A 23,608-nucleotide genomic window follows, 5' to 3' on the forward strand; every position below is an offset into this window, starting at 1 on the left:
CCCCGGCGGAGCACAAGCCCGCGGCCAAGCCGGCGGCGGCGCCTCCGCCGCCGGAACCTTCGCTGCTGGATAAAGTGATAGACCATCTGCCGCTGGTGGGCGGCGGCGTGGCCGGCCTGGGCCTGTTGGGCGCTCTGGGCCTGCTGCTGGCGCGCCGGCGCAAGGGCGGCAAGCCCTTGTCGCTGTCCGCCAACAATACCAGCGCCGCTCTGAGCCGCGGCGCGTCTTCCGGCATGGAGCCGCCGTCGGTGGGCGGCGGCCATTCCTTCATGAGCAACTTCACCCAGGCGGCCGGCGCCATCGACGCGGCCGAAGTCGACCCGGTGGCGGAAGCCGAGGTGTACATCGCCTACGGCCGCGACGTGCAGGCCGAGGACATCCTCAAGGACGCGCTGGCCAAAGATCCGTCGCGCCAGGAAGTCAGGCTGAAGCTGATGGAGATCTACGCGGCGCGGCCGGACGTCGCCAGCTTTGAAAAACTGGCGCGGGAAATGCACGCCACCTTCGACGGCCATGGTCCGATCTGGGCCAAGGCAGCGGCGATGGGGCGCTCGATAGACCCGACCAACTCTTTGTACTTGTCGGACGGCGAGGGCGAGGACATCGAAGCCGCGCCCGCGCCGACGTCGCCCCCGGGCGGCATCGATCTGGACCGGGAATTGTTCGGCGAGCCCGAGGCCGCGCCGACGGAGCCGGCCGCCGCGCCTGAACCGGTCGCCGCGCCGGAAGCGGCCGCGCCCGAGGACGATCCCTTGGCCGCGCTGTTCGCCGAACCTCAGGCCGAGGAGGAGAAGGCGGAGGAAGCCAATCTGCTCAATTTCGATCTGGACACGGAACTGACGCCGCCCGCGGCCGAACCCAAGCCGGAGCCCGCGCCCGCGGCGCCGGCGCCGGCGGAAAACAATTTGCTGGACTTCGACTTCAATCTGGAAGGCATGGCGGCGGAAGCGCCGGCCGCAGCGGAAGCGCCGGCGCCGCAAGCGGCCCCGCCCGCGGGCTTCGAGTCCCTGTACGAGGACATGTTGGCGGAAACGCCGGCCGCCGAGGCGGAAGCCCCTGCGGCGGCGCAGGCCGAAGGCATGTCGGTGCTGGACGACCCGCTGGCCACCAAGCTGGACTTGGCCAAGGTTTATCTGGACATGGGAGACCGCGACGGCGCCAAAGAAGTATTGCAGGATCTGATCGCCGAGGCGCAGGGGCCGCTCAAGGCGGAGGCCGAGGCCTTGCTGGCCACGATCAGCGCCTGAGATAGAGGCTGAAAGCCGGTTCAATGTCTCGCGAGCCAAGGCGAAAACGGCTGAGAAAGCGGGTGTCCGCTTGGCGCATGAGGATTGCGAAGCGGTGCTCGCCGTGAACGTCCGACGCGGCGCTGCGGACATGGGGCAGCTTCAAAGGCAATGAGCGGCGGGATGGAGTCACTCCTCCCGCCGCTTGACGATCTCGCGCCAGTGCGTGGTTTTTAGGCGAAAAACCGGAAAATGTGTGGCTTTTTTGGCCATTGCCTGGATGCAATGAGGCGGGGATGCCCGATTTATCCTCGCTAAGTGGTTGTTGTATAGTTTCGTTGCAATAATTAAAACGTTATAAGGGCCTGTCGAGACCCGGCTGCCGGCCAAGGCAAGCGGCGCGGCGGCTTCGAAGAATGAGGGTGGGGAAATTCGTTCATGTCTTTCAAGACACGCATGAGTCAAATCGCGTCGCTGCTGGCCGGTCTTGGTCTGGCGGCGGCCGCTACGGCCGGCTTGGGGCCGATCCGGGTGTTGTCCGCCGATGGCGAGCCTTTCCTGGCGGAAATTCCGGTGGTGGACGAGGAGCCCTCCGACAATGTGCTGGTGGGCCTGGCGGATCGCAACCGCTATCCGCTGTTGTCCACTTACAGCGGTTCCGCCGGCAGCCTGCAGTTTTCCATCGTCCGCAAACCGGACGGCAATGTTCAGAAAATCCAGGTCAAGGGCGCCGCCAGTTATCCGGAGCCGCTGTTGCGCTTCGCCGTGGATCTGAGTTGGCCGGCGGGCCGGTTAGTGCGCGAATTCGAAGTGGATTATCGGCGAGACGGCCCGCGCAACAAGCCCGCGCCGGCGCGGGAGGAGGGCAAGAAGCCGCTGGCCGGCGTCGACGCCTCGCCGCGGCTGGATTCCTTGGGCCTGAGCGACGCCCGCCTGCGTTCCCGTCTGGGCGAACCCTTGCTGTTGGAGCTGACTTTGCAGGGCAGCGCCTTGGATCAGGCGGAACCGCCGCGGCTGGCCTTGTTCGCTGTGGCGGCCCAGGGCGAGCCCAACGCCCAGCAAGTGCGTCTGGTGGCTTCCATCGTGCCCCACGTCGAAAAAGTGGCCAAAGGCCGGTTCAATGTGCAATTGCGCACTGAGCAGCCGGTGACCGAGCCGATGCTGGCCTTCCGGCTGGAGGTAGCGGCGGGCAAGCTCAAGGCGCAGAAAAACTACTCGGTGTTGCTGGATCCCCATTCGGCGGCCAAGCCGGCTCCCGTCGCCAAGACGCAGGGTTTGAAAGTGTACCGGGTGCTCAAGGGCGATACGCTGTCCGGCATCGCCAGCCGCGTGCGCGGCGGCGGGGAGTCGGGCGCGGTGGCGCAGCAACTATTGCAAGGCAATCCCGAGGCCTTCATCGCCGGAGACGCCAACCGCCTGCGCGCCGGCGTGGCGCTGGAATATCCGTCGGAGTGGCAACTGCGCGGCCAGAGCGCCGCCCGCGCCGCGGAGCCTAAGCGGCCGGCGGTTTCGCCCGAGGCCCGCGCGGCTGAGAAAAGCGCGCCGCAAGACAGCAAGCCCCAGGCGCGCGCGCCGCAGGAGCATCAGCCTCCGGCGCAGAAGCCCCCGGAACGCAAGCAGCCGGAAGCCGCGCGGCAGGAACACAAGCCGCCGGAATCCAAACCGCAGGAGCACAAACCGCAGGAGCACAAACCCGTAGAGGCCAAATCGGCGGCCAAGCCGGCCGCTCCGCTCGCGCCGGCGCATCCGCCTGTCGCCAAGGAAGCGTCCAAACCGGCTCCGGCGGCGGAAGCCCCGAGGCAAGCGGTCGCGCCGTCGCAGCAGGAACGGCATTTGCAGCAGATGCTGCAGCGGCAAGACCAGGCCCTGCAGCAAGCCGAGCAGCGGGCCAAGGCGCTGGAACAGAAAATCCAGGATTACCAGCGCCAGGCGGCGGCCAAGGCCGCGCCGGCCCCAGCGCCGGCGGAAAGAGAGCCCGGCCCCGAGTCCGCGCCGGAGCCCAAGGTCGAGACCAAGCCGGAACCCAAGCCGGAACCCAAGGTGGCGGCCGTCAGTTCCATGCCGGTCGCGGCGGCGTCCGCGCCGCAGGCGGCGACGGCGGAACACGCGGAGAAGCCTCCGGTTGTCGAAGCGGCCGCTCAGCACGAGCCGCCGCCGGCCACGCCTGTCGACAGCAAGGCTACGCCGGTCACGGCGGCGGCCAATGGCTGGACGGACGAATTGGCCGCGGCCTTGTCCGACGAGTCCATGCGCTGGAAGCTGGGCGGGGCCGCGGCGGCGCTGGGCCTGGTGGCCTTGCTGCTGGCGCGGCGCAAACGCAAGGGCGGCGGCAAGGACGAGCCCGCCGCGCCAGCCTTGAGCGGCACGGCGGCGGGCGCGTCGATGTTGGGGCCGTTGACAACCTTGATGAGCTCCTTGAAGAAGGGCGACGGCATCGACCTGTCCTCGGTGGACCGGGTGGCCGAAGCCGACGTCTACCTGGCCTACGGCCGCGACGACCAGGCTTTGGAGATTCTGCGCGAAGGCTTGGCTCACGAGCCGATGCGGCAGGATTTGCGCTACAAATTGCTGGAAGTCTTGTCCACCCAGCAGGACAAGCAGATGTTCATCGCCGAGGCCACCACCGCCAAGGGCGTGTTCGGCAAGGACAGCACCTTATGGATGAGGGTGTGCGAAATCGGCCAGACCGTCGCGCCAGGCCATCCGCTGTTCGCCCAGGCCAAGCCCGAGCCAGCGGCGGATGCGCCGCCGCCCGCGGCTGCCGAGCCTGCGCCTGTGGCCGCTCCCGCGGCCCCCGTCGCGGCAGCGCCCACACCGGCACCCGCGCCCGTCGCGGCAGCGCCGACGCCCGCCCCGGCAGCCGCGGCGAGCCCGGACGAGGAGAAAATGGAGTTGGCCAAGTTGTATCTGGAGATGGGCGACAAAGAAACCGCGGACGCCTTGATGAAGGAGGCCGGCCGCTAAAGCGCCGGTCGCGCCCGCGCGCATGGAAGAGGTCGGCCGCGCTTGACGCGAGCCGGCCTCTTTTCGTTTTGCTTCGACGGCGTCTTATGCCGCGGTTGGGCGCTTTTCTCGTGCGTTCGCAGCAAACGTCATCGTTTGGTCGTGGCGCAAACCGGGCAGGATAAGGTAGAGTGAGTGCTTTATTGCTGAAACGACGCGGCGCGCCGCGTCGGAGTTTGAAGAAGGTGTGGGCATGAGGATAGCGCTCGGCATCGAGTATGACGGTCGGGCGTTCGCCGGCTGGCAGACTCAGCCGCATGGCAATACGGTGCAGGACAGATTGAATCAGGCGATCGCGCAGATCGCCGGCGTGGAGGCCATCGGCACGCTGGCCGCGGGCAGGACCGACGCCGGCGTGCATGCGGCCATGCAAGTGGTGCATTTCGACAGCCCGGCCGAGCGGCCGCTGAACGCCTGGGTGCGCGGCGTCAACGCCTTGCTGCCGGCTGAGGTGGCGGTGGTGTGGGCGCGGGAGGTGTCGGCGGATTTTCACGCGCGTTTTTCGGCGTTTTCCCGCAGTTACAGCTATTTTCTGCTGACCAGCCCGGTGCGGCCCTGTCTGCTGGCCGGCAAGATGGGCTGGTTTCATCAGGCGCTGGACGTGGCGGCGATGCGAGAGGCGGCGGCGCATCTGTTGGGGCGGCATGATTTTTCCAGTTTCCGCGCCTCGGAGTGTCAGGCCAAATCGCCGCTCAAGGATTTGCAGCGGCTGGACATCAGCGAGCAAGACGGCCTGATCCGCTTCGATCTGCTGGCGGACGCCTTTCTGCATCATATGGTGCGCAATATCGTCGGCGCGCTGGTCTACGTGGGCAAGGGCGCTTTGCGCGCGGATGAGATAGCGGGCTTGCTGGCCGCGCGCGACCGCACCTTCGCGCCGCCCACTTTCATGCCGGACGGTTTGTACCTGACCGGCGTGGGTTATCCGGAAATATACGATTTGCCGTCGCAGGCGGACGCCGCGCGGCTGGCTTTGTGGAGATGAGAGTGGGCGGCACGACCCGAATCAAGATTTGCGGCATTACCCGGCCGGAAGACGGCGTCGAGGCCGCGCGGCTGGGCGCCGACGCCATCGGCCTGGTGTTCTACGCCAAGAGCCCGCGCCATGTCGACCTCGAGCAGGCGCGCGCGGTGATCGCGGCGCTGCCGCCCTTCGTCAGCGTGGTGGCCTTGTTCGTCAATCCGGAGCCGGAGTACGTGCGCGAAGTGCTGGCCGCCTGCGCGATCGACATCTTGCAGTTCCACGGCGAGGAAGACGCCGCCTTCTGCCGCTCTTTCCAGCGGCCTTATCTGAAAGCGGTGCGGGTGAAGCCGGGCGTGGACCTGGCCGAGATCGCCGCCGCCTACCCGGACGCGCGCGCGGTGCTGAGCGACGCCTTCGTCGAAGGCGCGCACGGCGGCACCGGCGCCACCTTCGACTGGAGCTTGCTGCCGGAGGCCTTGCCTCTGCCGCTGATCCTGTCCGGAGGCCTGGACGAACACAATGTGGCGGCGGCGGTGGCGCAGGTGCGCCCGGCCGCGGTCGACGTCTCCAGCGGTGTGGAGGCGTCCAAGGGAATCAAAGATGCCGCCAGAATGGCGGCATTCATATCAGGAGTTAGACATGGATCGTTATGACCTGCCGGACGCCCAGGGCCATTTTGGCCCGCATGGCGGCGTCTATGTCGCCGAAACCTTGATGGCGGCGCTGGACGAGCTGAAAAACGAGTACGCTCGCGTCAAGGCCGACCCGTCGTTCTGGGAAGAATTCCGCCACGAGCTCAAGCACTACGTCGGCCGGCCCAGCCCGGTCTACCACGCCAAGCGCTGGTCCGAGCAACTGGGCGGCGCGCAGATCTATCTGAAGCGCGAAGACCTGAACCACACCGGCGCGCACAAGATCAACAACGCCATCGGCCAGGCGCTGCTGGCGCGGCGCATGGGCAAGAAGCGGGTGATCGCCGAAACCGGCGCCGGCCAGCACGGCGTGGCCTCCGCCACCGTGGCGGCGCGCTACGGCATGGAGTGCGTGGTGTATATGGGCGCCGAGGACATCAAGCGCCAATCGCCCAATGTGTTCCGCATGAAGCTGCTGGGCGCCACCGTGGTGCCGGTGGAGTCCGGTTCCAAGACGCTGAAGGACGCCCTGAACGAGGCGATGCGAGACTGGGTGACCAATATCGACAGCACCTTCTACATCCTGGGCACCGCGGCCGGTCCGCATCCCTATCCGATGCTGGTGCGCGATTTCGTGTCCGTGATCGGCGAGGAGGCCAAGGTGCAGATGCCGGAAGTGATCGGCCGCCAGCCGGATGTGGTGGTGGCTTGCGTCGGCGGCGGCTCCAACGCCATCGGCATGTTCTACCCGTATATCGGCGTGGACGGCGTGCGCATGGTGGGCGTAGAGGCCGGCGGTCTGGGCCTGGATTCCGGCAAGCACGCGGCGCCGATTTCCGGCGGCGCGCCCCTGGGCGTGTTGCACGGCGCCAAGAGCTATCTGATGCAGGACGAGAACGGCCAGGTGGTGGAAACCCATTCGGTGTCCGCCGGCCTGGATTATCCGGGCGTGGGGCCGGAGCACAGCTACCTGAAGGACATCGGCCGCGCCGACTACGTGGCGATCAACGACGACGAGGCTTTGCGCGCCTTCCACGACTGTTGTCACTTCGAGGGCATCATCCCGGCGCTGGAGTCCAGCCACGCGCTGGCCTGGGCCGTCAAGGAAGCGCCGAAGATGGGCAAGGACCAGGTGATTCTGGTCAATCTGTCCGGCCGCGGCGACAAGGACATCAACACTGTGGCCGGTCTTGCCGGCATCACTCTGTAAGGAGGCGCTATGTCACGTATCGCCAAATGTTTTGAAGCGCTGGCCGGCAGCAAGGCGCTGATCCCCTTCATCACCGCCGGCGACCCGTCGCCGCAGCTGACCGTGCAACTGATGCACGGCCTGGTGGAGGGCGGCGCCGACATCATCGAACTGGGGGTGCCGTTTTCCGATCCGATGGCCGACGGCCCGGTGATCCAGCGCGCCTCCGAGCGCGCTCTGGTCCACAAAGTGGGTCTGCGCCAGGTGCTGGATCTGGTGGCGGCGTTCCGCCGCGACAACGATCACACCCCGGTGGTGCTGATGGGTTATCTGAATCCGGTGTTCGCCATGGGCTATCAGGACTTCGCCGCGGCGGCCAAGGCCGCCGGCGTCGACGGGGTGCTGACTGTGGACAGCCCGCCGGAGGAATCCGCCGATCTGTCGGCGGCCTTGACCGCCAACGGCCTGGATCCGGTATTTCTGATCGCGCCCACCACGCCGCCGCAACGTGTGGCGGAAATCGCCAAACTGGCGCGCGGATACGTCTATTATGTGTCTCTGAAGGGGGTGACCGGCGCCGGGCATCTGGACATTGACGACGTAGCGCGTAAAATTGCTGCCCTTAGAGAATATTTGACCGTACCGATAGGCGTCGGCTTTGGCATTCGCGACGGTGCGACAGCCAAGGCGATCTCCGCCGCCGCAGACGCGGTGGTGGTGGGCAGCCGTTTGGTGCAGGAAATTGAGGCGGCGACACCCGAAACCGCCAAAGAGCGGTTAACCCGTCTGGTGGCCGAACTGAAGGCCGCCATCCGATAGAACACTGCGGGGGCTCAGCCCCCGTTTTACTGTGCCCGCCGTTTGGCGGCGGGCCCAAGAATCAAGGAGTCAGCATGAGCTGGTTGAATAAGCTCCTGCCGCCGAAGATCAAGCGCGACAACCGCGCCGACAAACCTTCCGCGGTACCGGAGGGGCTTTGGAGCAAGTGCCCGGAATGCGAAGCCGTGTTGTATTACACCGATCTGGAGAGCAATCTGCAGGTGTGTCCCAAGTGTAATCACCACCATCCGCTGACCGCGCGCGAACGTCTGAACCTGCTGCTGGATGAAGAAGGCCGTCGCGAGTTGGGCGAAGAGGTCAAGCCGGTGGATATCCTGAAGTTCAAGGACAGCAAGAAATATCCGGACCGCCTGACCGCCGCCAAGAGCGACACCGGCGAGGACGACGCGCTGGTGGTGATGCAGGGCAGCATCGAATCGATGCCGGTGGTGGTGGCCGCGTTTGAATTCAAATTCATCGGCGGCTCCATGGGCTCGGTGGTGGGCGAGCGCTTCGTGCGCGGCGTGCGCGCCGCGGTGGAGGCCAAGGCGCCCTTCATCTGCGTGGCCGCTTCCGGCGGCGCGCGGATGCAGGAAGGCTTGAACTCGCTGATGCAGATGGCCAAGACCAGCGCGGCCTTGCAGCTGCTGACCGACGCCAAGCTGCCCTTCATCTCGATCCTGACCGACCCGACCATGGGCGGCGTGTCCGCCTCCTTCGCCTTCCTGGGCGACGTGGTGCTGGCCGAACCCAAGGCGCGCATCGGTTTCGCCGGCGCGCGGGTGATCGAGCAAACCGTGCGCGAAACCTTGCCGGAAGGCTTTCAGCGCGCCGAGTTCCTGCTGAGCAAGGGCGCGGTGGACATGGTGGTGGACCGCCGCGAGCTGAAGCGCAAGCTGGCGGAGCTGTCCACGCTGCTGATGAAGGAGCCGGCTCCGGTCTGATCCGCAGCCAAGCCGCATTGAAAAGCCGCCAGAGATGGCGGCTTTTTTATTTGGCGCGGCAGGTTTGCACCGCGCGATTGAATTGCGTCAGGAACTGCGGCGATTCGCGGGCGAGAAAGGCTTTGCCGAAGTAGACGCCGAAGGGCAGGCTTTGCGCCAGTTCGCTGCGCAGCTGCTCCTGCACGCCCATCTTGGCGATCAGCGCGTCCACCACGTAGGCGTTGCCGAGAATGGCGTCGACGCGGCGGCTCAGCAGCATCTTGACCAGCTGTTCGCTATTGGGCGGGGTGGAGGTGAGCTGGTAGCCGTGTTCGCGCAGCCAGTCGTCCATATTGGAGCCGTTGAAGGCGGCGGTGCGGCCCTGGCGCTTGAAATCGCTGCCGGACGGGGATTGCGGATTGTCCTTCAGCAGATACCAGCGCCGCTCGTAAGGCAGGATGGGGGCGGACAACACCGCGTAGCCGTCGCGCTCCGCGGACGGCGTGGCGGTGAAGAAGGCGTCGGCCTGCTGGTGCTGCACCTGCCATTGCGCGCGAGGCCACGGCAGGAAGGCGATGGAGTAGGGGCGTTGCAGTTGTTTGAGCGCGCATTGCACCACTTGCACCGCCAGGCCGTCGGCGCTGCCGTCCTCCTTGCGGAAGGAAAGCGGAGCTTGCTGATGGGTGTTGAGCCGGATGGGGGGCTCGGCGGCGGCGGCGGCGGCGAGCAGCAGGCCGGCAAGCAGGACGCGTCGGATGGGCGACGGGCATGCGTGGCGGCGGGGAAGGCGTTGCGCGGCCTTGCGTAAAAAATGGGCGGCAGTCATTTGTTTTTTGCAATCATGGAGTTGCCGGTCTTATCCACATGCTGTCACCAGATTTGCCCATTGGCAAGGTGGGAAAGTTCCCCGGATTTGCCTTTTTTATAAGCGTAAGAGGCAAGTGGCTAATTGCAAAAGTTTTTTTGGTGTCCGGCCGGGGTTATCCACACAGTTATCCGGCGATTGCTGTGGAAAACCCGGGCCGCCGCCGCCTTCATTCCGCCTGTTCCAAGGCCTCCAGTTCGGCCTGGGCATCCAGCCAGGCTTCCTCCACTTCGGCCAGACGGGTCGCCACCTCGCCCTGGCGGCGCACCGCGTCGGCCAGCCGTTGCCGGTTGGCGTCCTCGTAGGCGTCGGCGGAGGCCATGAAGCCGTCCAGTTCGGCTTTCGCCGCGCTGAGCTGGTCCAGTTCCTTTTCCAGCTTGTTCAGCTTGTTCTGCAGCGGTTTGCGCAGCAGGGACAGCCGTTGCCGCGCTTCCGCCTCCTGGCGTTTCTGTTCCTTGCGATTCAGGCCCTGGGCGTCTCCGGACGAGGGCTTGCCGGCGTCGGCGAGCAGGGTCAGCCGCCACTGGCGATAATCCTCCAGGTCGCCGTCGAAGGGCTGCACCTTGCCGTGGCTGACCAGCCAGAAGATGTCGGTGGTGGCTTCCAGCAGGCTGCGGTCGTGGGACACCACGATCAGCGCGCCGCTGAAATCCTGCAAGGCCATGGTCAGCGCGTGGCGCATTTCCAGGTCCAGGTGGTTGGTGGGTTCGTCCAGCAGCAGCAGATTGGGTTTTTGCCAGACTATCATCGCCAGCGCCAGCCGCGCTTTCTCGCCGCCGGACATCGGGCCCACCGGATCGGTGGCGGCGTCGCCACGGAAGTTGAAGCCGCCCAGGAAGCTGCGCAACTCCAGTTCGCGCGTGGTGGGCGCCAGTCTTTGCATATGCTGCAGCGGCGTCTCGTCTTCGCGCAGGGTTTCCAGCGTGTGCTGGGCGAAATAGCCTATCTTCAGCGTCTGCGCGTTGACGACTTCGCCGCGCAGCGGCGCAAGGTCGCCGGACAGCAGCTTGACCAGGGTGGATTTGCCGGCGCCGTTGACGCCGAGCAGGCCGATGCGCGCGCCGGCCTCCACCGATAGATTCAGTCCGCTAAGAATGGCGGCGGAGCCGTAGCCGACGTCGGCCTGTTCCAGCTTCAGCAGCGGATTGGGCAGGTTGTCCGGGCTGTCGAAGTGGAAGTCGAACGGCGAAGCCACGTGGGCCGGCGCGATGCGCTCCAGCTTTTCCAGCGCCTTGACCCGGCTTTGCGCCTGGCGCGCCTTGGACGCCTTGGCCTTGAAGCGGTTGACGAAGGATTCCAGGTGGGCGATCTGGCGCTGCTGTTTTTCGTATTCGCCTTGCTGACGCGCCAGTTTTTCCGCGCGCATCACTTCGAACTGGCTGTAGTTGCCGGTGTACAGCGTCAGTTCCTGGTTGGCGACTTCGACGATGTGGTCGCAGACGCTGTCCAGGAAGTCGCGGTCGTGGGAAATCATCAGCAGGGTGCCCGGATAGCCTTGCAGCCAGTCTTCCAGCCACAGCACGGTTTCCAGGTCCAGGTGGTTGGTGGGTTCGTCCAGCAGCAGCAGGTCGGAGCGGCACATCAGCGCCTGGGCCAGGTTGAGGCGCATGCGCCAGCCGCCGGAGAAGCTGGCCACCGGCCGTTGCTGGGCGTCCACGTCGAAGCCCAGGCCGGTCAGCAGCTTGCCGGCGCGCGCCGGCGCGGCGTAGGCGTCGATGCGCGCCAGTTCGCCGTGCAGATGGCCGATGGCGTTGCCGTCGTGCCGCTCTTCGGCGTCCCGCAGCCCCTGTTCCAGCTGGCGCAGCTCATGGTCGCCGTCCAGCACGTAGTCCAGCGCCGAGCGTTCCAGCGCCGGCGTTTCCTGCGCCACATGGGCGATGGTCCAGTGCGGCGGCAGCAGCGCGTCGCCGCTGTCGGCGTGCAATTCGCCCATCAAGAGCGCGAACAGGCTGGATTTGCCGGCGCCGTTGGCGCCGGTGAGGCCGGTCTTGTAGCCGGGGTTGAGCGTCAGGTTGGCGCCTAGCAGCAATTCTTTCAGGCCGCGGCGCAGATTGAGGTTTTTGAGTTGAATCATAGGAGTCCGAACGGCCGCGCCGGCGTTCGCGGCCGGCGCGGCGCATGGGTGTGGGTCAGGCCGGGGGCAGCGCGCTGAGATCCCAGCGCGGCTTGATCGAGTAACTGCCGGGGGCTTGGGCGTGTTTCAGCCGCATCGCGCCGGCGAAGGCGATCATCGCGCCGTTGTCGGTGCACAGCGCCAGCGGAGGATAGAAGACTTCGAAGCGGCGACGGCGCGCGGCCTCGTCCAGCGCGGCGCGCAGCTGCTTGTTGGCGCCGACGCCGCCGGCCACCACCAGCCGCTTCATGCCGCACTGCTTGAGCGCGGCCAGCGATTTCTTGGTCAGCACTTCGACGATGGCTTCCTGGAAGGCGCGGCAGATGTCCTTGCGCGTCTGTTCGTCGATGTGGCCGTCGGCGTCCGCCACCTGCTTGCTCAGCGTCAGCACCGCGGTTTTCAGCCCGGAAAAGCTCATGTCCAGATCGCCGGAGTTCAGCATGGGCCGCGGCAGGGTGAAGCGGGCCGGGTCGCCTTCCTCGGCCAGCCGCGACAGCAGCGGGCCGCCGGGATAGGGCAGGCCCAGCAGTTTGGCGGTCTTGTCGAAGGCCTCGCCGGCGGCGTCGTCCAGGGTTTCGCCCAGGATTTGGTAGTCGCCTACGCCGCGCACCGCCATCAGCTGCGTGTGGCCGCCGGAAACCAGCAGGGCCAGGAAGGGGAACTCGGGCTTGGGCTCGGCCAGCAGAGGAGACAGCAGATGGCCTTCCAGATGATGGACGCCCAGCACCGGGATGTTCAGGCCGAAGGCCAGCGCGTTGGCCACGCTGGCGCCCACCAGCAACGCGCCGCCTAGGCCGGGGCCCTGGGTGTAGGCGATGGCGTCGAGGTCGGCCAGGGTCTTGCCGGCCTCGGCCAGGCAGGCCTCGGTCAGCGGGATGGCGCGGCGGATGTGGTCGCGGCTGGCCAGCTCGGGGACCACGCCGCCGTATTCGGCGTGCATGGCCATCTGAGTGTGCAGTTGGTGGGCCAGCAGGCCGCCGTCTGTGTCGTACAAAGCGACTCCGGTTTCGTCGCAGGAAGATTCAATACCTAGTACCAGCATGTTTGGGCGCAGCTCGGATATAGCGGGACAATCTTTCTATTTTACCGGTGAATCTTTGTTCGCCCAAATCCGGATGTTAGGCTAGGTCGTTTCGGAATTCCTACTATGAGGAGAGGCGGGGATGAAAGCCAGGTTGAAGTGGGTGGACGGCGTGTGTTTTCTGGGCGAAAGCGGCAGCGGTCACGCGGTGGTGATGGACGGCGCGCCGGAGGGCGGCGGCAGGAATCTGGGGCCGCGGCCCATGGAGCTGTTGCTCTTGGGCACCGCCGGCTGCACCAGCTACGATGTGATCACCATTCTGAAGAAATCGCGGCAGCAGGTCAGCGATTGCTGGGTGGAGATCGAGGCCGAGCGCGCCGAGGAGGAGCCCAAGGTGTTCACCCGCATTCATTTCCACTTTGTGGTGAGCGGGCGCGAACTGAAGGCGGACGCGGTGGAGCGGGCGATCAGGCTGTCGGCGGAGAAATACTGTTCCGCCTCCATCATGCTGGGCAAGACCGCCGACATCAGCCACGATTTCGAACTGCGCGACGCCTGAGAGCGTGGCCGACGGCGGGCGGGCCGGCCAGCAGTTCCGCCGCCAGGTTCAGCGCCGCGTCGCAGTCCGGGCGGTGGCGCAGCGGATAGCCCCAGAATTTTTCGAAGCGCGGCGCGAACTCGTCCAGATAGCGCTGTTGGTCGGTCAGAGGAGCGATCACGATGGTGCCCCGGATCAGCTGGCGGATTTGCAGCCGGTTGTCCTTGACCCACAGCGCCGCCATCTTGCGGATGATGCGCGCGTGCAGGTCCAGCTCGGTGGGGGCCGGTTCCTTGGCGATGAAGACGAAGGGACGTTGCTGGAGCAGCAGCTGGTCCAGCGTGGCGAAGATGTCGGTGGGCTGCTGTCCATCCGGGCGGCGGCGATCCAGCCAGACGATGGGAAAGTCTTGAGCGTGGAATTGCATGGCTTTTTTGTAAATGAGAATCAATATCATTGTATCGATAAAAACCCGCTTTGTCATCTCGTCGCGGCCGCGCTGCGGCCTTGAGATTCGCGCCGGCGGTCCCCATCTCCCCCAAAGCCGGCCGCGGGCGCAAAGCTTGGGTTGCCGGGCGTAAGCCGATACAATAGGCGGTTTTGCGCGGCTGCTGAACCCGGGGCCGCCATCGACGAAAAAGGCGCAGGGATGACTACCATCGTGGCGGTAAGAAAGGGCGATCAGATTGCGATCGCCGCAGACAGCCAGACCACTTTTGGCGACGACCAGAAGCTGCTGGCCGGCTATGATTGTTTCCACAACAAGATTTTCCAGCACGGGGACAGCTATCTGGCCATCTCCGGCTCGGCCGCGCATGACCTGGTGCTGCAAGGCGCGCTGAAGGAGTTGAAGAAAAAAGACTTGAGCAGCCGCCAGGGCATTTTCGAGACCTTCCGCAAGCTGCATCCCAAGCTGAAGGACGGTTTCTACCTGCGTCCCGAGGAGGACGAGGAAGATCCGTACGAATCCAGCCAGATGATGGTGGTGATCGCCAACCGTCACGGCATTTTCGGGGTTTACCCCATGCGCGAGATCTATGAGTTTTCCCGCATCTGGGCGATAGGCTCCGGCCGCAAGTTCGCGATGGGCGCGATGTACGCGGTGTACGACCAGGCGCTGAGCGCGCGCGAAATCGCCGAAATCGGCGTGCGCGCCGGCTGCGAATTCGACGTCAGCTCTTCGATGCCGATGACGGTCTATACCGTAGAGCTGGCGGCGGACAAGGAAAAGAAAGACACAGCATGAGCACACAAGACAGATTGCAACGATTTTTGTTTGACGGCGCGCCGGTGCGCGGCGCCTTGGTGCGCCTGGACGGCGCCTGGCAGCAGGTGTTGGCCCGCCGCAGCTACCCGCCGGCCATGAAGAAGATCGTCGGCGAAATGATGGCGGCGGCCGAGCTGATGGCCGCCAACCTCAAGTTCGACGGCGCGCTGATCCTGCAGCTTCACGGCGCCGGCGCCCTGAAGCTGGCGGTGGTGGAGTGCAATAACGACCGCACCATCCGCGCCACCGCCAAGTGGGACGACGGCATTGCCGACGACGCTTCCATCCAGTCCTTGCTGGGCGGGCACGGGCGTTTTGTGGTGACGCTGGAGCCGCGCGTGGACAAGGCGCAAACCTGGCAGGGCATCGTGGCGCTGGAGGGCGACAGCATAGGCGAGATGCTGGAGAACTACATGCTGCGTTCCGAGCAGCTGGAAACTCGGCTGATCCTGGCCTCCAGCGACGAAACCGCCGCCGGCATGCTGTTGCAGAAACTGCCGGAAGGCCATGGCGATCCGGAAGGCTGGGAGCGCATCCAGATGCTGGGCGCCACGCTGAGGGCGGACGAACTGCTGGGCCTGCCGGCCGAGGACGTCCTGCACCGCCTGTTCCACGAGGAAACGGTGCGGGTGTTTGATCAGGAGACGGTGAGCTTCGCCTGCAACTGCAGCCGTGAACGCGTCGGCGACATGCTGAAGATGTTGGGCGGCCAGGAGGTGGGCGAGGTGTTGCTGGAACAGGGCAGCGTGGAAATCGTCTGCGACTATTGCAACCAGCATTACGTTTACGACGAGGACGACGCCAACCGTCTGTTTGATTACGACGTGATCGCCGCCGCGCGCGAGGCCAGGCATTGACGCCTGTCCCTTGGTTGGGCAACAAACTTTATCGAAGCCGCTTGCGCGGCTTTTTTTACGCCATTTTTTCGGTGAAAAACAGGGTAAAAATACCAATGTTGTAATTATGGTTTAAATTGGGTGTTTTATTTTAAACTGAATTCTCATGACGATGGCTATTCTATATGATTTGAAATGCGCATCTGAATATTGATGCGACATTATTAATGTCTTGGATAGCGTCATGATAAAAACAGCTTCGCTCAGCGGCGTGCGCGCACTGAGTCTTTCCGTGATGGCGGCCGCCTTATTGGCCGGTTGCGTCAGCGATTCCGAAAAAACAGCGGTCAGCCAGCCGGCGCCGCAGGCCAATCTTCCTCAGGCCGGCCACTCCTCGCATTCTCCGGCTTTGTCGGAGAAACCGTCTTATCCGCACGGCCTGCCGCCTGGCGCGCCGGCCGACGGCGCCGGTCCCGGCGCCAAGCCGCAAGGTCCGATGCAGCAGACCGGCGCGCGCCGCGCCAAGGAGGCCGCGGCCGGGCCGCAGTACGCCGCCTGCGAGGAGGCCAAGCTGGGCCAGTTGTCCGGCGCGGCGCTGGCGCGCTATGTCGCCAGCGTGCAGGGCACGTGCATGAACCGCCTGTTCCAGGCGGACGCCTTCAGCTACCGGGTGGTGTCGCCGGCGAATATGCGGGAAGTGGCGGCCGAGGCCCGCGCCCGCGCGCAAAGCTGGGACGGCAAGAGCGCCAACGGCTTGTGGCCGCTGGCGGTGTTCCTGAAAGCCGGCTACTTCACCCAGTACAGCCACGCCGCGGAAGTGGGCGATTACGGCCGTCCGGTGGACGAGCCGGTGATGCAGGCGGTGAGCGCGCTGGCGGAAAACCCGGCGCTGTGGAGCGAGCCGGTGCGCGACGGCAGCGGCGACCACGACGCCTGGTATCTGGCGACCGATCTGCGTCAGTCGGTGGCGGAAACCATGATTCTGGCGGATTCGGTGCGCAAGCAGGAATACGCGCTGCCGCTGCTGCAGCGCTTCTTCGGCCGCTACAACGCCGCGGCTAAGAACAACTGGGCGCGCATCGCGCTGCATCCGATGCAGACCACCCTGTTCAATATGCATTACACCGAGGGCTTCGCAGACAAGGCGGGCGCCGGTCAACTGGACGCGCTGGCGACCAGCCTGGCAGGGCTGACCCGCGCCGGCCAGCCGGCCTTCGCCGACGAACAGATGTATCTGAACACCGTGCGCGAAACCGGCCGCTTCATGCAATACCCGCGCACCGCCAAACTGGCGGAAGACGCGGTGGCCGGCCTGCTGGGCGGGGAGAAGTTCGGCGCTTCGTGGGCGGAAGCGGTGTACGCCTTGAAGAAACTGGGCAAGGTGCCGTGCGAGCGCTACGGCATCTGCCAGGCGGAACAGGAGCTGAAAACGCATCTGTTCCCGCATAGCTGGAGCTTCGACAACGGCAATCTGGTGTTCGAAACCCCGCTGGCGCTGGCCGAAGTGGAGCCGCTGTACTACGCGATGAAGCAGGTGCAGGCGCAATTGGGCCGGGTCAGCGGCATCAGCCAGCCGGTGAACGGCGACACCAACGCCAAATTGCGCATGGTGATCTACGGCAGCAAGACCGCCTACCAGCGCTTCCAGGGCCTGCTCAATGAATTGTCCACCGACAACGGCGGCATTTACATCGAAAAGGACGGCACCTTCTACACCTTCCAGCGCGAAGTGCCGCGCGAGAGCTATCTGAGCCTGGAAGAACTGGTGCGCCACGAGTACGTGCACTATCTGTCCGGCCGCTTCATCCAGCCGGGCATGTGGGGCAGCTCGGACTTCTACCGCGACGACCGCCGCATGGCCTGGTACGACGAGGGCTTCGCCGAATTCATGGCCTGGAGCACGTCGCGCGACGGCATCAAGGTGCGCGGCCACGTGGTGGACGTGGTGGCCAACGGCTGGCCGCAAAGCTATCTGGAACCGTCCCGCATCATGCGTTCCAGCTATAGCGACGGTTGGGACTTCTACAGCCATTCCGCCTTGTGGTTCTACTACCTGAACCAGCAACAGCCGGGCCGCATCGCCGAGATCCTGGCCTCGCTGCGCGCCGACGACGTCAAGCGCTTTGATGCCCTGGTGGCGGAAATGGGCCGCGACGCGGGTCTGGTGCAGGGCTTCCACGATTATGTGGGCCGCCAGGTGGAGGCGCAGCGCGCCGGTCAACTGGGCAATACCTCGACCGTGCGGGGCGTGGACTGGCTGAAACAGGCGGAGTGGCAGGCCGGCGAGATCGGCGCGATCGAGGGCGCGATGCGCCGTCATCTGCCGGTGGCGTGCCGCGTCTGGGCCGACGGCGAACGCAGCGCTCTGCGCCGCTTCGAATGCGACGGCGTCTTGCCCTTGCGTTCCGGCACCGCCACCATGGCGCGCCAGGAGCTGGACAAGACCCTGGACTCCGCCCTGCAGAACCTGCTGCGCGGCAGCGGCATCAACAATATGATGGCGCTCAACTGCGCGGCCACCGACTACGACTTCAAGGCCAAGCGCGCCGCGCTGCGCTGCGAAGGCCCGTTGGGTCCGGCTGCGTCGCAGCCGTCGCAGCCGGGCGGCGGCGATGCCCAACTGGGTTTGGCCAAGCTCAGCTATTCCAGCCCTGTGCGCTGCCTGCGCGGCCAGCTGCAAGGCGTGGGCGAGCCGGACGGCTATAGCCTGGTGAGCGGTCCCAAGCTGGGCCGCGCCGTCATGGCCGACCACGGTGCCTTCAACTACCGCCGCGATCAGGATCAGCCGGGCGTGGCCGACCAGATCACCGTGCGCGTGCGCAAGGGCGCGCAAACGCGGGACGTGGTGGTGCAGTTGCTGGCGACGCCGGTGAATATGTCGGACGAGGCGTGCTGGGCCCGCGCCGGTTGAGGCGTGTCTGAGGCATGAATGAAAAGAGCCGGGAGATTCCCGGCTCTTTTTGTTTTAGAGCGCTTGAACCTGGCCCAGGTCCGGCCGCTCCAGCCACGCCATGAAGGCATCGCCCAGCCTTTGGCTCTCGGCGGTGGCCTGGCGCCAGACCTGCTGGCGCTGCGCGTCCCGGCCCAGGTAGCGGTGGAAGTCGTTGCGGTCCGGCAGTTTGCCGCCGGGCAGGCGCGCCAAGTAGTCGCGCGACGGCGAGATCAGCACGGTGTTGGCGTGGTGGGCCGGATTGGACCGGCGCCAGGGCAGGAATTTGTCGAACCAGCCGGGCACGATGCGCTCGGTGAAATGAGGGTAGAGCACGATGTCGTCGCCCTGGGCGAAGGGAAAGTCCAGATGGTAGTCGGTCAGGCCGCCGTCGCGATAAGTGGCCGCCGGCGCGCCCGGCAACTGTACGCCGTTGAGCACGCCGGGAATGGCGATGGTGCCCATCAGCGCGGCGTCCAGATTGTCCGCTCCCAGCGGTTGGCACAGCGTAAGGATGTCGTCCGCGGGCTTGAAGCGCAAGTCGCTGCGCGGGTCGTGGCAGATCACCCGGCTGAAGGCGTGGCGCAGCAGGCCGCGGGACACGGCGTTGAGCGCGGCGCTCAGCGCCAGACCGCCCAGCAGCGCCGCGCGCGCCTCGCTGGCGAGCAGGCCGTGGGAACGCACCAGCAACAGGCTAAGCTGATAGTGAGGGTGATCGATCAGCGCGCCGCGCGCCTCGGGCGGCAGCACCTCGTCCAGCATCAGGCGGGTCTGGCGGGTGATGTCGGCCACGCCGATCTTGGCCGCGTAGGTTTCAGCGGTGTAGCGCTCCGCCAGCCGGGCCAGCGCCTGACGCGGTTCGGCCTGCATCGCGCAGGCGAAGCGCCAGCCGCCGATGGAGGCGCCGACCAGCTCGCGCTGGCGCGGGCTGCGGTTCAGCCATTCGAACACCGCCTGGTCCAGGCCGGTGATGCCTATCGCCTTGGGGCCGCCGGCGGCGCCGGGCAGGGTGGCCACGCTGGCGGCGGGCAGGCCCTGGCGCGCCAGCAGCTTGCGGGCGTGCGCGCCGGCCTTGATCACGAGAGGCGGGTAGGGAATATGAATGGCGGGCATGGTGTTTTATTCTGGGCTGGGGTTGGCCAGCGCGGGGCGGTTTTTGGTATCCTGCTGGGTTTCGATATTCATTCGCATCGGGCGGCGCGGCCGCCTTCAGGAGCACTGTCATGATACCCGTAAGCCAACTGGCCGACTATCTGCGCGAGCAGAGCCTGGATCTGGATCGCACCGAGCTGCAGATCGCGGTGCTGACCCTGTCCGCGGTGTTGAACGCGGACAAGCCGGCGGCGCGGCAGGATTTGTACCGCTACCGGGTGCCCAAATTGAGCGAGGACGGCAGTTGCTCCTTGTTCGAGGAACTGGCCGACGAGCCTTACGACCTGGCGCCGCTGTTCGGCGGCGAAAGTCCGGAGGCGACGGCGGCGCTGCGCAATCTGCTGGCGCTGGTGGAGTCGGTGAACCTCAAGGTGGGCGCGGACTGGCTGGGCGTGTATCGCAAGATAGGCAAGGGCCAGCAGGCCAAGCTGGTCAAGCTGGCTTATCAGGGCGTGCCCAGCCGCGCGGAGTTTCCTTTGACCGAGGCCTTCGCCGAGTACAGCAACAACAGCCGGGTGGGCCTGACCGGCTGGGCGGTGCTGATCGAGGACGTCAAAGCCTGGCGCGCCGAGGGCGGCGGCTATTACGAGTGCGATCCCAAGGTGATGAGCGAGGTCTGCCTGCCGGTGCTGGGCCGGGACGACAATGTGCTGGGCATTCTGGACGCCGAGGCGTCCAGCGCCGGTTTCTTCACGCCGGAGCGGCTGGTGTGGCTGGCTGCGCTGGCCATCGTGCTGGCCGAGCCTTTCGCCGCCTTGCCGCTGGCGCTTGAAAATCCGGAAGCCGACCACAGTTAATAAAGATTATCGCGCGCGGATTCAGGCGCGTTCATCAGGTTTAGCGGAGAAACAATGTCATTGCCTGCTGTCGAGCTCAGCGCTGATGAGCCGAGGATGGAGTACATCGCCAGTTGCAAGCTGCCCACCCCCTGGGGTGAGTTCACCATGCATGGTTTTGAGGAAGTGGGGGGGCGCGAGCACGTCGCGCTGACCCTGGGCACGATAGACGACGGCGAGCCGGTGCTGTCGCGCCTGCATTCGGAGTGCCTGACCGGCGACGCGCTGTTTTCGCTGCGCTGTGACTGCGGCTTCCAACTGGAGGCGGCCTTGTCCGCCATCGCCGCCGAAGGCCGCGGCGCCTTGCTGTATCTGCGTCAGGAAGGCCGCGGCATCGGCCTGATCAACAAGATCCGCGCCTACCAGCTGCAGGACGGCGGCGCGGACACCGTGGAAGCCAACGAGCGGCTGGGCTTCCCCGCCGACATGCGCGACTTCCGCATCGCCCGTCATATGCTGGACCAGCTGGGCGTGTCGCGGGTGCGGGTGATGACCAATAATCCGCGCAAGATCGAAACCCTGCGTAATGCCGGCATCGATGTGGTGGAACGGGTGCCGCTGGAAGTGGGACGCAATCCGCACAACGACCGTTATCTGGACACCAAGGCCAGCAAGTTGGGCCATATGTTGTTCAAGTGAGCGGCCGCGCCGGAACAGCGCAGTCGGGGGGATGTGCGAGCGGGAGCCGGCAGGCTCCCGTTTTTCATGCCAGCGCCGCGCAGAGCGCTGTCCAGCGGGCGGCCAGCTCGTCCGCCGCCAACGCGGCGGGAAAGGCCAGCCGGCGGCGCGCGGCGGCGATCTCGTAATCGATGCCGTGGCAGTCTGCCCCCAGCAAGCGGACGCCGGCGGGCAAGGGGGCGCTTTGCGCCAGCAGCTCAGCCTCTTGTTCCGGCTCCAGCGTCGGGCCGTCCAGCCACTGCTCGGCCTCCAGCCAGCCCATGCGGCCGAAGCCTTCGATATAGCGCAGCCGTTGCGGCTGCAGTCGGTAGAAGGCGAAGTCCAGCTGCAGCCAGTCTTCGGCCTCCGGCTGGTAGCGCAGATGGCGCGCCAGTTCCAGCGGCGTGGGTTGGAAGGCTTTCATATCGCCCAGCAGGGTCAGGCGCGCGCCGCTCTGGCTGGACGCCGCCGCCGGGTCCAGCAAGGCCACGCTGCAGCGCGGATCGGCTTGCAGATTCTTGCTGTGCTCGGCCAGCGCGCTGAGGCAGAGCGTGGGCCGGTGGCGCAGGTCGGGCACGCAGGGTATCGGCGTGGCGTAGGGATAGCCGGCCAGTTGAGTGCTGTGGGTGGCCAGGCTGGCGTGGACGCAGCGGTGCAGCAGATGGACGGCGGCTGAGGGCGGGATTTTCATGTTTGGTTTCCGGCGCGAAGTGGGCCCATCTTAGCCGCCGCCGCCGCCGGGCGCAAAAAAGCCCCGGAGGACCGGGGCTCAAGGCGAGAGAGCGCTGCTTTAAAAACCGGGGGTCCGCGCGATGAAGGCGTTCAGATTGGCGATGTTCAGGCTGCCCCAGCCGGTGGTGTAGTCCCAGCCCTTGGCGGCGCTGTAGGCACCGTTGCTGCCGCTGGTGACGTCGTGGTACAGCGCGGGGTTGGCCTTGAAGTATTTGTAGATCGACGGCGCCGGCGAGTGGATGTTGTTGCCGTTTGCCGACTCTATCCGCGCCCAGAAGCCGGTGAACAAGGGCGCCGCCAGACTGGTGCCGCCGATCTGCGAGGTGCCGCCGTTGACCAGGACCAGCGCGCCGCTATTGGGGTCGGCGTCGAAGGAGACGTCGGGCACGCCGCGTTTGGTCTTGGAAATGGTCAGCACGCCGGCGCTGCTTTGCCAGGCCGGAGCGTTCTCGGTGTAGCTGGGACCGCCGCCGCCGCCGTTCCAGGTGCTTTCCGACAGATACGCGGTCTTGCCGCTGGTGGACAGGGTGGTGCCGCCCACCGCGATCACGTAGGGCGACACCGCCGGGTAGCTCTGGCGCGCGGTGCGGCCGCCGCACTCGTAGGAGCCGGAGTCGCCGGTGGACACCGAGAAGGTCTGGCCCTGGGCCACCGCCGCCTGGAAGATCTGGTCTGCGCTGGCGGTCATGCCGTCGCTCTGGGCGCTGGTCTCGCATTCGCCCAGCGAAACGTTGACCACCTTGGCCGTGCCGTCGCTGACTGCGGCGTTGAAGGCGGCGGTGATGTCGGCGTTGGTCATCGACGGCGCCACGTAGAAGTTCATCTGCTGCACCGCGCCGCCGGCGGCGGCGAGAATGTCCTGGCTGTCCAGGTTCCATTCCTCGGTGCCGGAGGTGTCGCTGCTGGGCGTGCCGCTATTGATCACCGAGGTGGCCACCGCGCCGTAGCCTGCGCCGCTGGCGAAGTCCTGCAGATCGCTCAGCGTCTGGCTCAGGTCGCCTTCGGCGATGATGCCGACGGTGGTGTTGCTGGCCGGCGGCAGGCTGTTCGCGTTGTAGATGGACGGGAAGTCGGTGGGGGCGTGGCCGCTGACGCTGGTCGTCTTGAAGGCCTGCGGCGTCGGATGGCGCAGCGCGGTGTGGAACTGGTGAACGTTTTGCAGCCCGTGCACCGCCAGCACGATGTCGGCCAGCGCGCCGGGCACCTGGGCGTTGGCGACATTGGCGAAGGCCTGGCGGCCATTGATGTCGTAGCGGTGCAGCGAGGTCTGGAAGCCGGCCTTGACCGTGGCGGCGCTGCCGTCGGCGGTGATCAGCAGCCGGTTGGGCGCCACCTTGATGTTGCGGAAGCCGCTGGCCTGCAAGTGTTTGACCACGGTTTGCGCCTGGGCCTCGGTGGGGGAGAACTGGCTCAGAAACTCGGCCTTGCTCAGGTAGCGCTTGCTGCGGCCTTGAAGAATGTCCTGGGTCAGCGCGTCCAGCTGCGCCTTGTTGCGCACTTTCAGCGCCACCGCGACGTGGACGCTCTGGCCGGCGGCGACTTCGCCGCTGTCTTGCGCCTGCGGGGTCAGCGTCTGTACCGGGTGAGCCAGGGTGTTGGTGGATTGCCAGTTGAGGTTTGCTGCTTGCGCCGCGATGCTGAAGAAAGCGGCGGACACCAGTGCGGCCGTGTATTGCTTGGCAAACATTCACTTCTCCTCTGAAGAAGTACCGCGCGGGCCTGCGCTTGGGCAGGGCCCTTGGACCGGGCTTGTAGTCGCTCGACGGCGCGCCTTTGGTCCAGGTTGGTTGCCCTTGGTGCGGAAGGGCTGCTCCCGATGGGGAACGCTGAATGTGTAATCCCAAATCTCAATCGATGACAAGTAAATTATTGATCAGCGTCAAATCTGTATGCAAAACGCAAAAAA

20 protein-coding genes are annotated in these 23,608 nt (G+C 65.9%); 13 read left to right on the forward strand and 7 right to left on the reverse strand.

The genetic code is table 11. The features are described 5' to 3' along the window. The 7 genes from ACODSD_RS22905 to accD all read left to right on the forward strand — a co-directional run. Window positions 1-1,247, forward strand: a 1,247-nt coding sequence (locus tag ACODSD_RS22905; RefSeq protein WP_488878415.1) for a motility hub landmark protein FimV, incomplete at its 5' end; no start/stop codon positions are given. Between the two features lie 435 nt (window positions 1,248-1,682). Continuing rightward, window positions 1,683-4,190 (forward strand): type IV pilus assembly protein FimV, encoded by a 2,508-nt coding sequence (locus ACODSD_RS22910; protein ID WP_488878416.1) that lies wholly within the window; start codon window positions 1,683-1,685, stop codon window positions 4,188-4,190. Between the two features lie 232 nt (window positions 4,191-4,422). Continuing rightward, a complete protein-coding gene (gene truA, locus ACODSD_RS22915) occupies window positions 4,423-5,214 on the forward strand; it encodes a tRNA pseudouridine(38-40) synthase TruA (protein WP_488878417.1) in 792 nt (263 codons plus the stop codon). 2 nt (window positions 5,215-5,216) lie between these two features. After that, entirely contained in the window at window positions 5,217-5,846 is a 630-nt protein-coding gene (locus ACODSD_RS22920) for a phosphoribosylanthranilate isomerase (protein WP_227103612.1), read from the forward strand. Continuing rightward, window positions 5,833-7,035, forward strand: coding sequence for a tryptophan synthase subunit beta (trpB, locus tag ACODSD_RS22925; protein ID WP_107798737.1), 1,203 nt, complete (start codon window positions 5,833-5,835; stop codon window positions 7,033-7,035). The genes ACODSD_RS22920 and trpB overlap by 14 nt, the downstream gene beginning before the upstream one ends. A 9-nt stretch (window positions 7,036-7,044) precedes the next feature. After that, entirely contained in the window at window positions 7,045-7,833 is a 789-nt protein-coding gene (gene trpA / locus ACODSD_RS22930) for a tryptophan synthase subunit alpha (RefSeq protein WP_488878418.1), read from the forward strand. A 74-nt stretch (window positions 7,834-7,907) separates the two neighbouring features. Continuing rightward, a complete protein-coding gene (gene accD, locus ACODSD_RS22935) occupies window positions 7,908-8,777 on the forward strand; it encodes an acetyl-CoA carboxylase, carboxyltransferase subunit beta (protein ID WP_107798739.1) in 870 nt (289 codons plus the stop codon). A gap of 46 nt (window positions 8,778-8,823) precedes the next feature. On the opposite strand, the gene ACODSD_RS22940 is transcribed toward accD, so the two are convergent. From ACODSD_RS22940 to tsaD, 3 genes are all read right to left on the reverse strand, one after another. Continuing rightward, complete coding sequence (locus ACODSD_RS22940) at window positions 8,824-9,582, reverse strand: substrate-binding periplasmic protein (RefSeq protein WP_488878419.1); 759 nt, start codon at window positions 9,580-9,582, stop codon at window positions 8,824-8,826. A 208-nt stretch (window positions 9,583-9,790) separates the two neighbouring features. Continuing rightward, on the reverse strand, window positions 9,791-11,695 hold the full coding sequence (locus tag ACODSD_RS22945; protein WP_488878420.1) for an ATP-binding cassette domain-containing protein: 1,905 nt from the start codon (window positions 11,693-11,695) through the stop codon (window positions 9,791-9,793). Window positions 11,696-11,750: 55 nt separating this feature from the next. Further along, window positions 11,751-12,776 carry a tRNA (adenosine(37)-N6)-threonylcarbamoyltransferase complex transferase subunit TsaD gene (gene tsaD / locus ACODSD_RS22950; RefSeq protein WP_227103606.1) on the reverse strand — a complete coding sequence of 342 codons (1,026 nt, stop codon included), beginning with the start codon at window positions 12,774-12,776 and terminating at the stop codon, window positions 11,751-11,753. Between the two features lie 121 nt (window positions 12,777-12,897). Between tsaD and ACODSD_RS22955 the strand changes: the two genes are divergently transcribed. Further along, window positions 12,898-13,314 (forward strand): OsmC family protein, encoded by a 417-nt coding sequence (locus tag ACODSD_RS22955; RefSeq protein WP_107798743.1) that lies wholly within the window; start codon window positions 12,898-12,900, stop codon window positions 13,312-13,314. Here ACODSD_RS22955 and ACODSD_RS22960 read toward each other — a convergent pair. Continuing rightward, window positions 13,283-13,720 (reverse strand): hypothetical protein, encoded by a 438-nt coding sequence (locus ACODSD_RS22960; protein WP_146176588.1) that lies wholly within the window; start codon window positions 13,718-13,720, stop codon window positions 13,283-13,285. The two genes, ACODSD_RS22955 and ACODSD_RS22960, sit on opposite strands and share 32 nt — an antisense overlap. Window positions 13,721-13,942: 222 nt before the next feature. Between ACODSD_RS22960 and ACODSD_RS22965 the strand changes: the two genes are divergently transcribed. The 3 genes from ACODSD_RS22965 to ACODSD_RS22975 all read left to right on the forward strand — a co-directional run bounded on the left by ACODSD_RS22965 (window position 13,943) and on the right by ACODSD_RS22975 (window position 18,307). Next, window positions 13,943-14,539 (forward strand): Ntn hydrolase family protein, encoded by a 597-nt coding sequence (locus tag ACODSD_RS22965; RefSeq protein ID WP_107798745.1) that lies wholly within the window; start codon window positions 13,943-13,945, stop codon window positions 14,537-14,539. Further along, complete coding sequence (hslO, locus tag ACODSD_RS22970; RefSeq protein WP_107798746.1) at window positions 14,536-15,417, forward strand: Hsp33 family molecular chaperone HslO; 882 nt, start codon at window positions 14,536-14,538, stop codon at window positions 15,415-15,417. Before ACODSD_RS22965 ends, hslO begins: the two co-directional genes overlap by 4 nt. Before the next feature lie 223 nt (window positions 15,418-15,640). After that, the gene (locus ACODSD_RS22975) at window positions 15,641-18,307 is read left to right on the forward strand and encodes a collagenase (protein ID WP_488878421.1); all 2,667 of its coding nucleotides are present in this window, start codon (window positions 15,641-15,643) and stop codon (window positions 18,305-18,307) included. Between the two features lie 54 nt (window positions 18,308-18,361). On the opposite strand, the gene ACODSD_RS22980 is transcribed toward ACODSD_RS22975, so the two are convergent. Further along, window positions 18,362-19,438, reverse strand: a complete 1,077-nt coding sequence (locus ACODSD_RS22980; protein WP_488878422.1) for a hypothetical protein — start codon at window positions 19,436-19,438, stop codon at window positions 18,362-18,364. Window positions 19,439-19,548: 110 nt separating this feature from the next. On the opposite strand from ACODSD_RS22980, the gene ACODSD_RS22985 reads away from it, so the two are divergent. After that, a complete protein-coding gene (locus tag ACODSD_RS22985; RefSeq protein ID WP_488878423.1) occupies window positions 19,549-20,274 on the forward strand; it encodes a GAF domain-containing protein in 726 nt (241 codons plus the stop codon). Window positions 20,275-20,370: 96 nt separating this feature from the next. Further along, window positions 20,371-20,952, forward strand: a complete 582-nt coding sequence (gene ribA / locus ACODSD_RS22990) for a GTP cyclohydrolase II (protein WP_107798750.1) — start codon at window positions 20,371-20,373, stop codon at window positions 20,950-20,952. 64 nt (window positions 20,953-21,016) lie between these two features. On the opposite strand, the gene ACODSD_RS22995 is transcribed toward ribA, so the two are convergent. Together ACODSD_RS22995 and ACODSD_RS23000 are read right to left on the reverse strand one after the other, a co-directional pair. Beyond that, complete coding sequence (locus ACODSD_RS22995) at window positions 21,017-21,661, reverse strand: HugZ family pyridoxamine 5'-phosphate oxidase (protein WP_488878424.1); 645 nt, start codon at window positions 21,659-21,661, stop codon at window positions 21,017-21,019. A 99-nt stretch (window positions 21,662-21,760) separates the two neighbouring features. Further along, window positions 21,761-23,389 carry a S53 family peptidase gene (locus ACODSD_RS23000; RefSeq protein ID WP_107798752.1) on the reverse strand — a complete coding sequence of 543 codons (1,629 nt, stop codon included), beginning with the start codon at window positions 23,387-23,389 and terminating at the stop codon, window positions 21,761-21,763. Between the last annotated feature and the right edge of the window lie 219 nt (window positions 23,390-23,608).

It is taken from the genome of Chromobacterium sp. FG22 (assembly GCF_057809415.1).

Excerpts from the sequence above, each read along its gene's own strand:
- ACODSD_RS22910 (WP_488878416.1), top strand. The coding sequence starts at position 1,683 with ATGAGTCAAATCGCGTCGCTGCTGGCCGGTCTTGGTCTGGCGGCGGCC.
- truA (WP_488878417.1), top strand. The coding sequence starts at position 4,423 with ATGAGGATAGCGCTCGGCATCGAGTATGACGGTCGGGCGTTCGCCGGC.
- trpB (WP_107798737.1), top strand. The coding sequence starts at position 5,833 with ATGGATCGTTATGACCTGCCGGACGCCCAGGGCCATTTTGGCCCGCAT.
- trpA (WP_488878418.1), top strand. The coding sequence starts at position 7,045 with ATGTCACGTATCGCCAAATGTTTTGAAGCGCTGGCCGGCAGCAAGGCG.
- accD (WP_107798739.1), top strand. The coding sequence starts at position 7,908 with ATGAGCTGGTTGAATAAGCTCCTGCCGCCGAAGATCAAGCGCGACAAC.
- ACODSD_RS22940 (WP_488878419.1), bottom strand. The coding sequence starts at position 9,582 with ATGACTGCCGCCCATTTTTTACGCAAGGCCGCGCAACGCCTTCCCCGC.
- ACODSD_RS22945 (WP_488878420.1), bottom strand. The coding sequence starts at position 11,695 with ATGATTCAACTCAAAAACCTCAATCTGCGCCGCGGCCTGAAAGAATTG.
- tsaD (WP_227103606.1), bottom strand. The coding sequence starts at position 12,776 with ATGCTGGTACTAGGTATTGAATCTTCCTGCGACGAAACCGGAGTCGCT.
- ACODSD_RS22955 (WP_107798743.1), top strand. The coding sequence starts at position 12,898 with ATGAAAGCCAGGTTGAAGTGGGTGGACGGCGTGTGTTTTCTGGGCGAA.
- ACODSD_RS22960 (WP_146176588.1), bottom strand. The coding sequence starts at position 13,720 with ATGCAATTCCACGCTCAAGACTTTCCCATCGTCTGGCTGGATCGCCGC.
- ACODSD_RS22965 (WP_107798745.1), top strand. The coding sequence starts at position 13,943 with ATGACTACCATCGTGGCGGTAAGAAAGGGCGATCAGATTGCGATCGCC.
- hslO (WP_107798746.1), top strand. The coding sequence starts at position 14,536 with ATGAGCACACAAGACAGATTGCAACGATTTTTGTTTGACGGCGCGCCG.
- ACODSD_RS22975 (WP_488878421.1), top strand. The coding sequence starts at position 15,641 with ATGATAAAAACAGCTTCGCTCAGCGGCGTGCGCGCACTGAGTCTTTCC.
- ACODSD_RS22980 (WP_488878422.1), bottom strand. The coding sequence starts at position 19,438 with ATGCCCGCCATTCATATTCCCTACCCGCCTCTCGTGATCAAGGCCGGC.
- ACODSD_RS22985 (WP_488878423.1), top strand. The coding sequence starts at position 19,549 with ATGATACCCGTAAGCCAACTGGCCGACTATCTGCGCGAGCAGAGCCTG.
- ribA (WP_107798750.1), top strand. The coding sequence starts at position 20,371 with ATGGAGTACATCGCCAGTTGCAAGCTGCCCACCCCCTGGGGTGAGTTC.
- ACODSD_RS22995 (WP_488878424.1), bottom strand. The coding sequence starts at position 21,661 with ATGAAAATCCCGCCCTCAGCCGCCGTCCATCTGCTGCACCGCTGCGTC.
- ACODSD_RS23000 (WP_107798752.1), bottom strand. The coding sequence starts at position 23,389 with ATGTTTGCCAAGCAATACACGGCCGCACTGGTGTCCGCCGCTTTCTTC.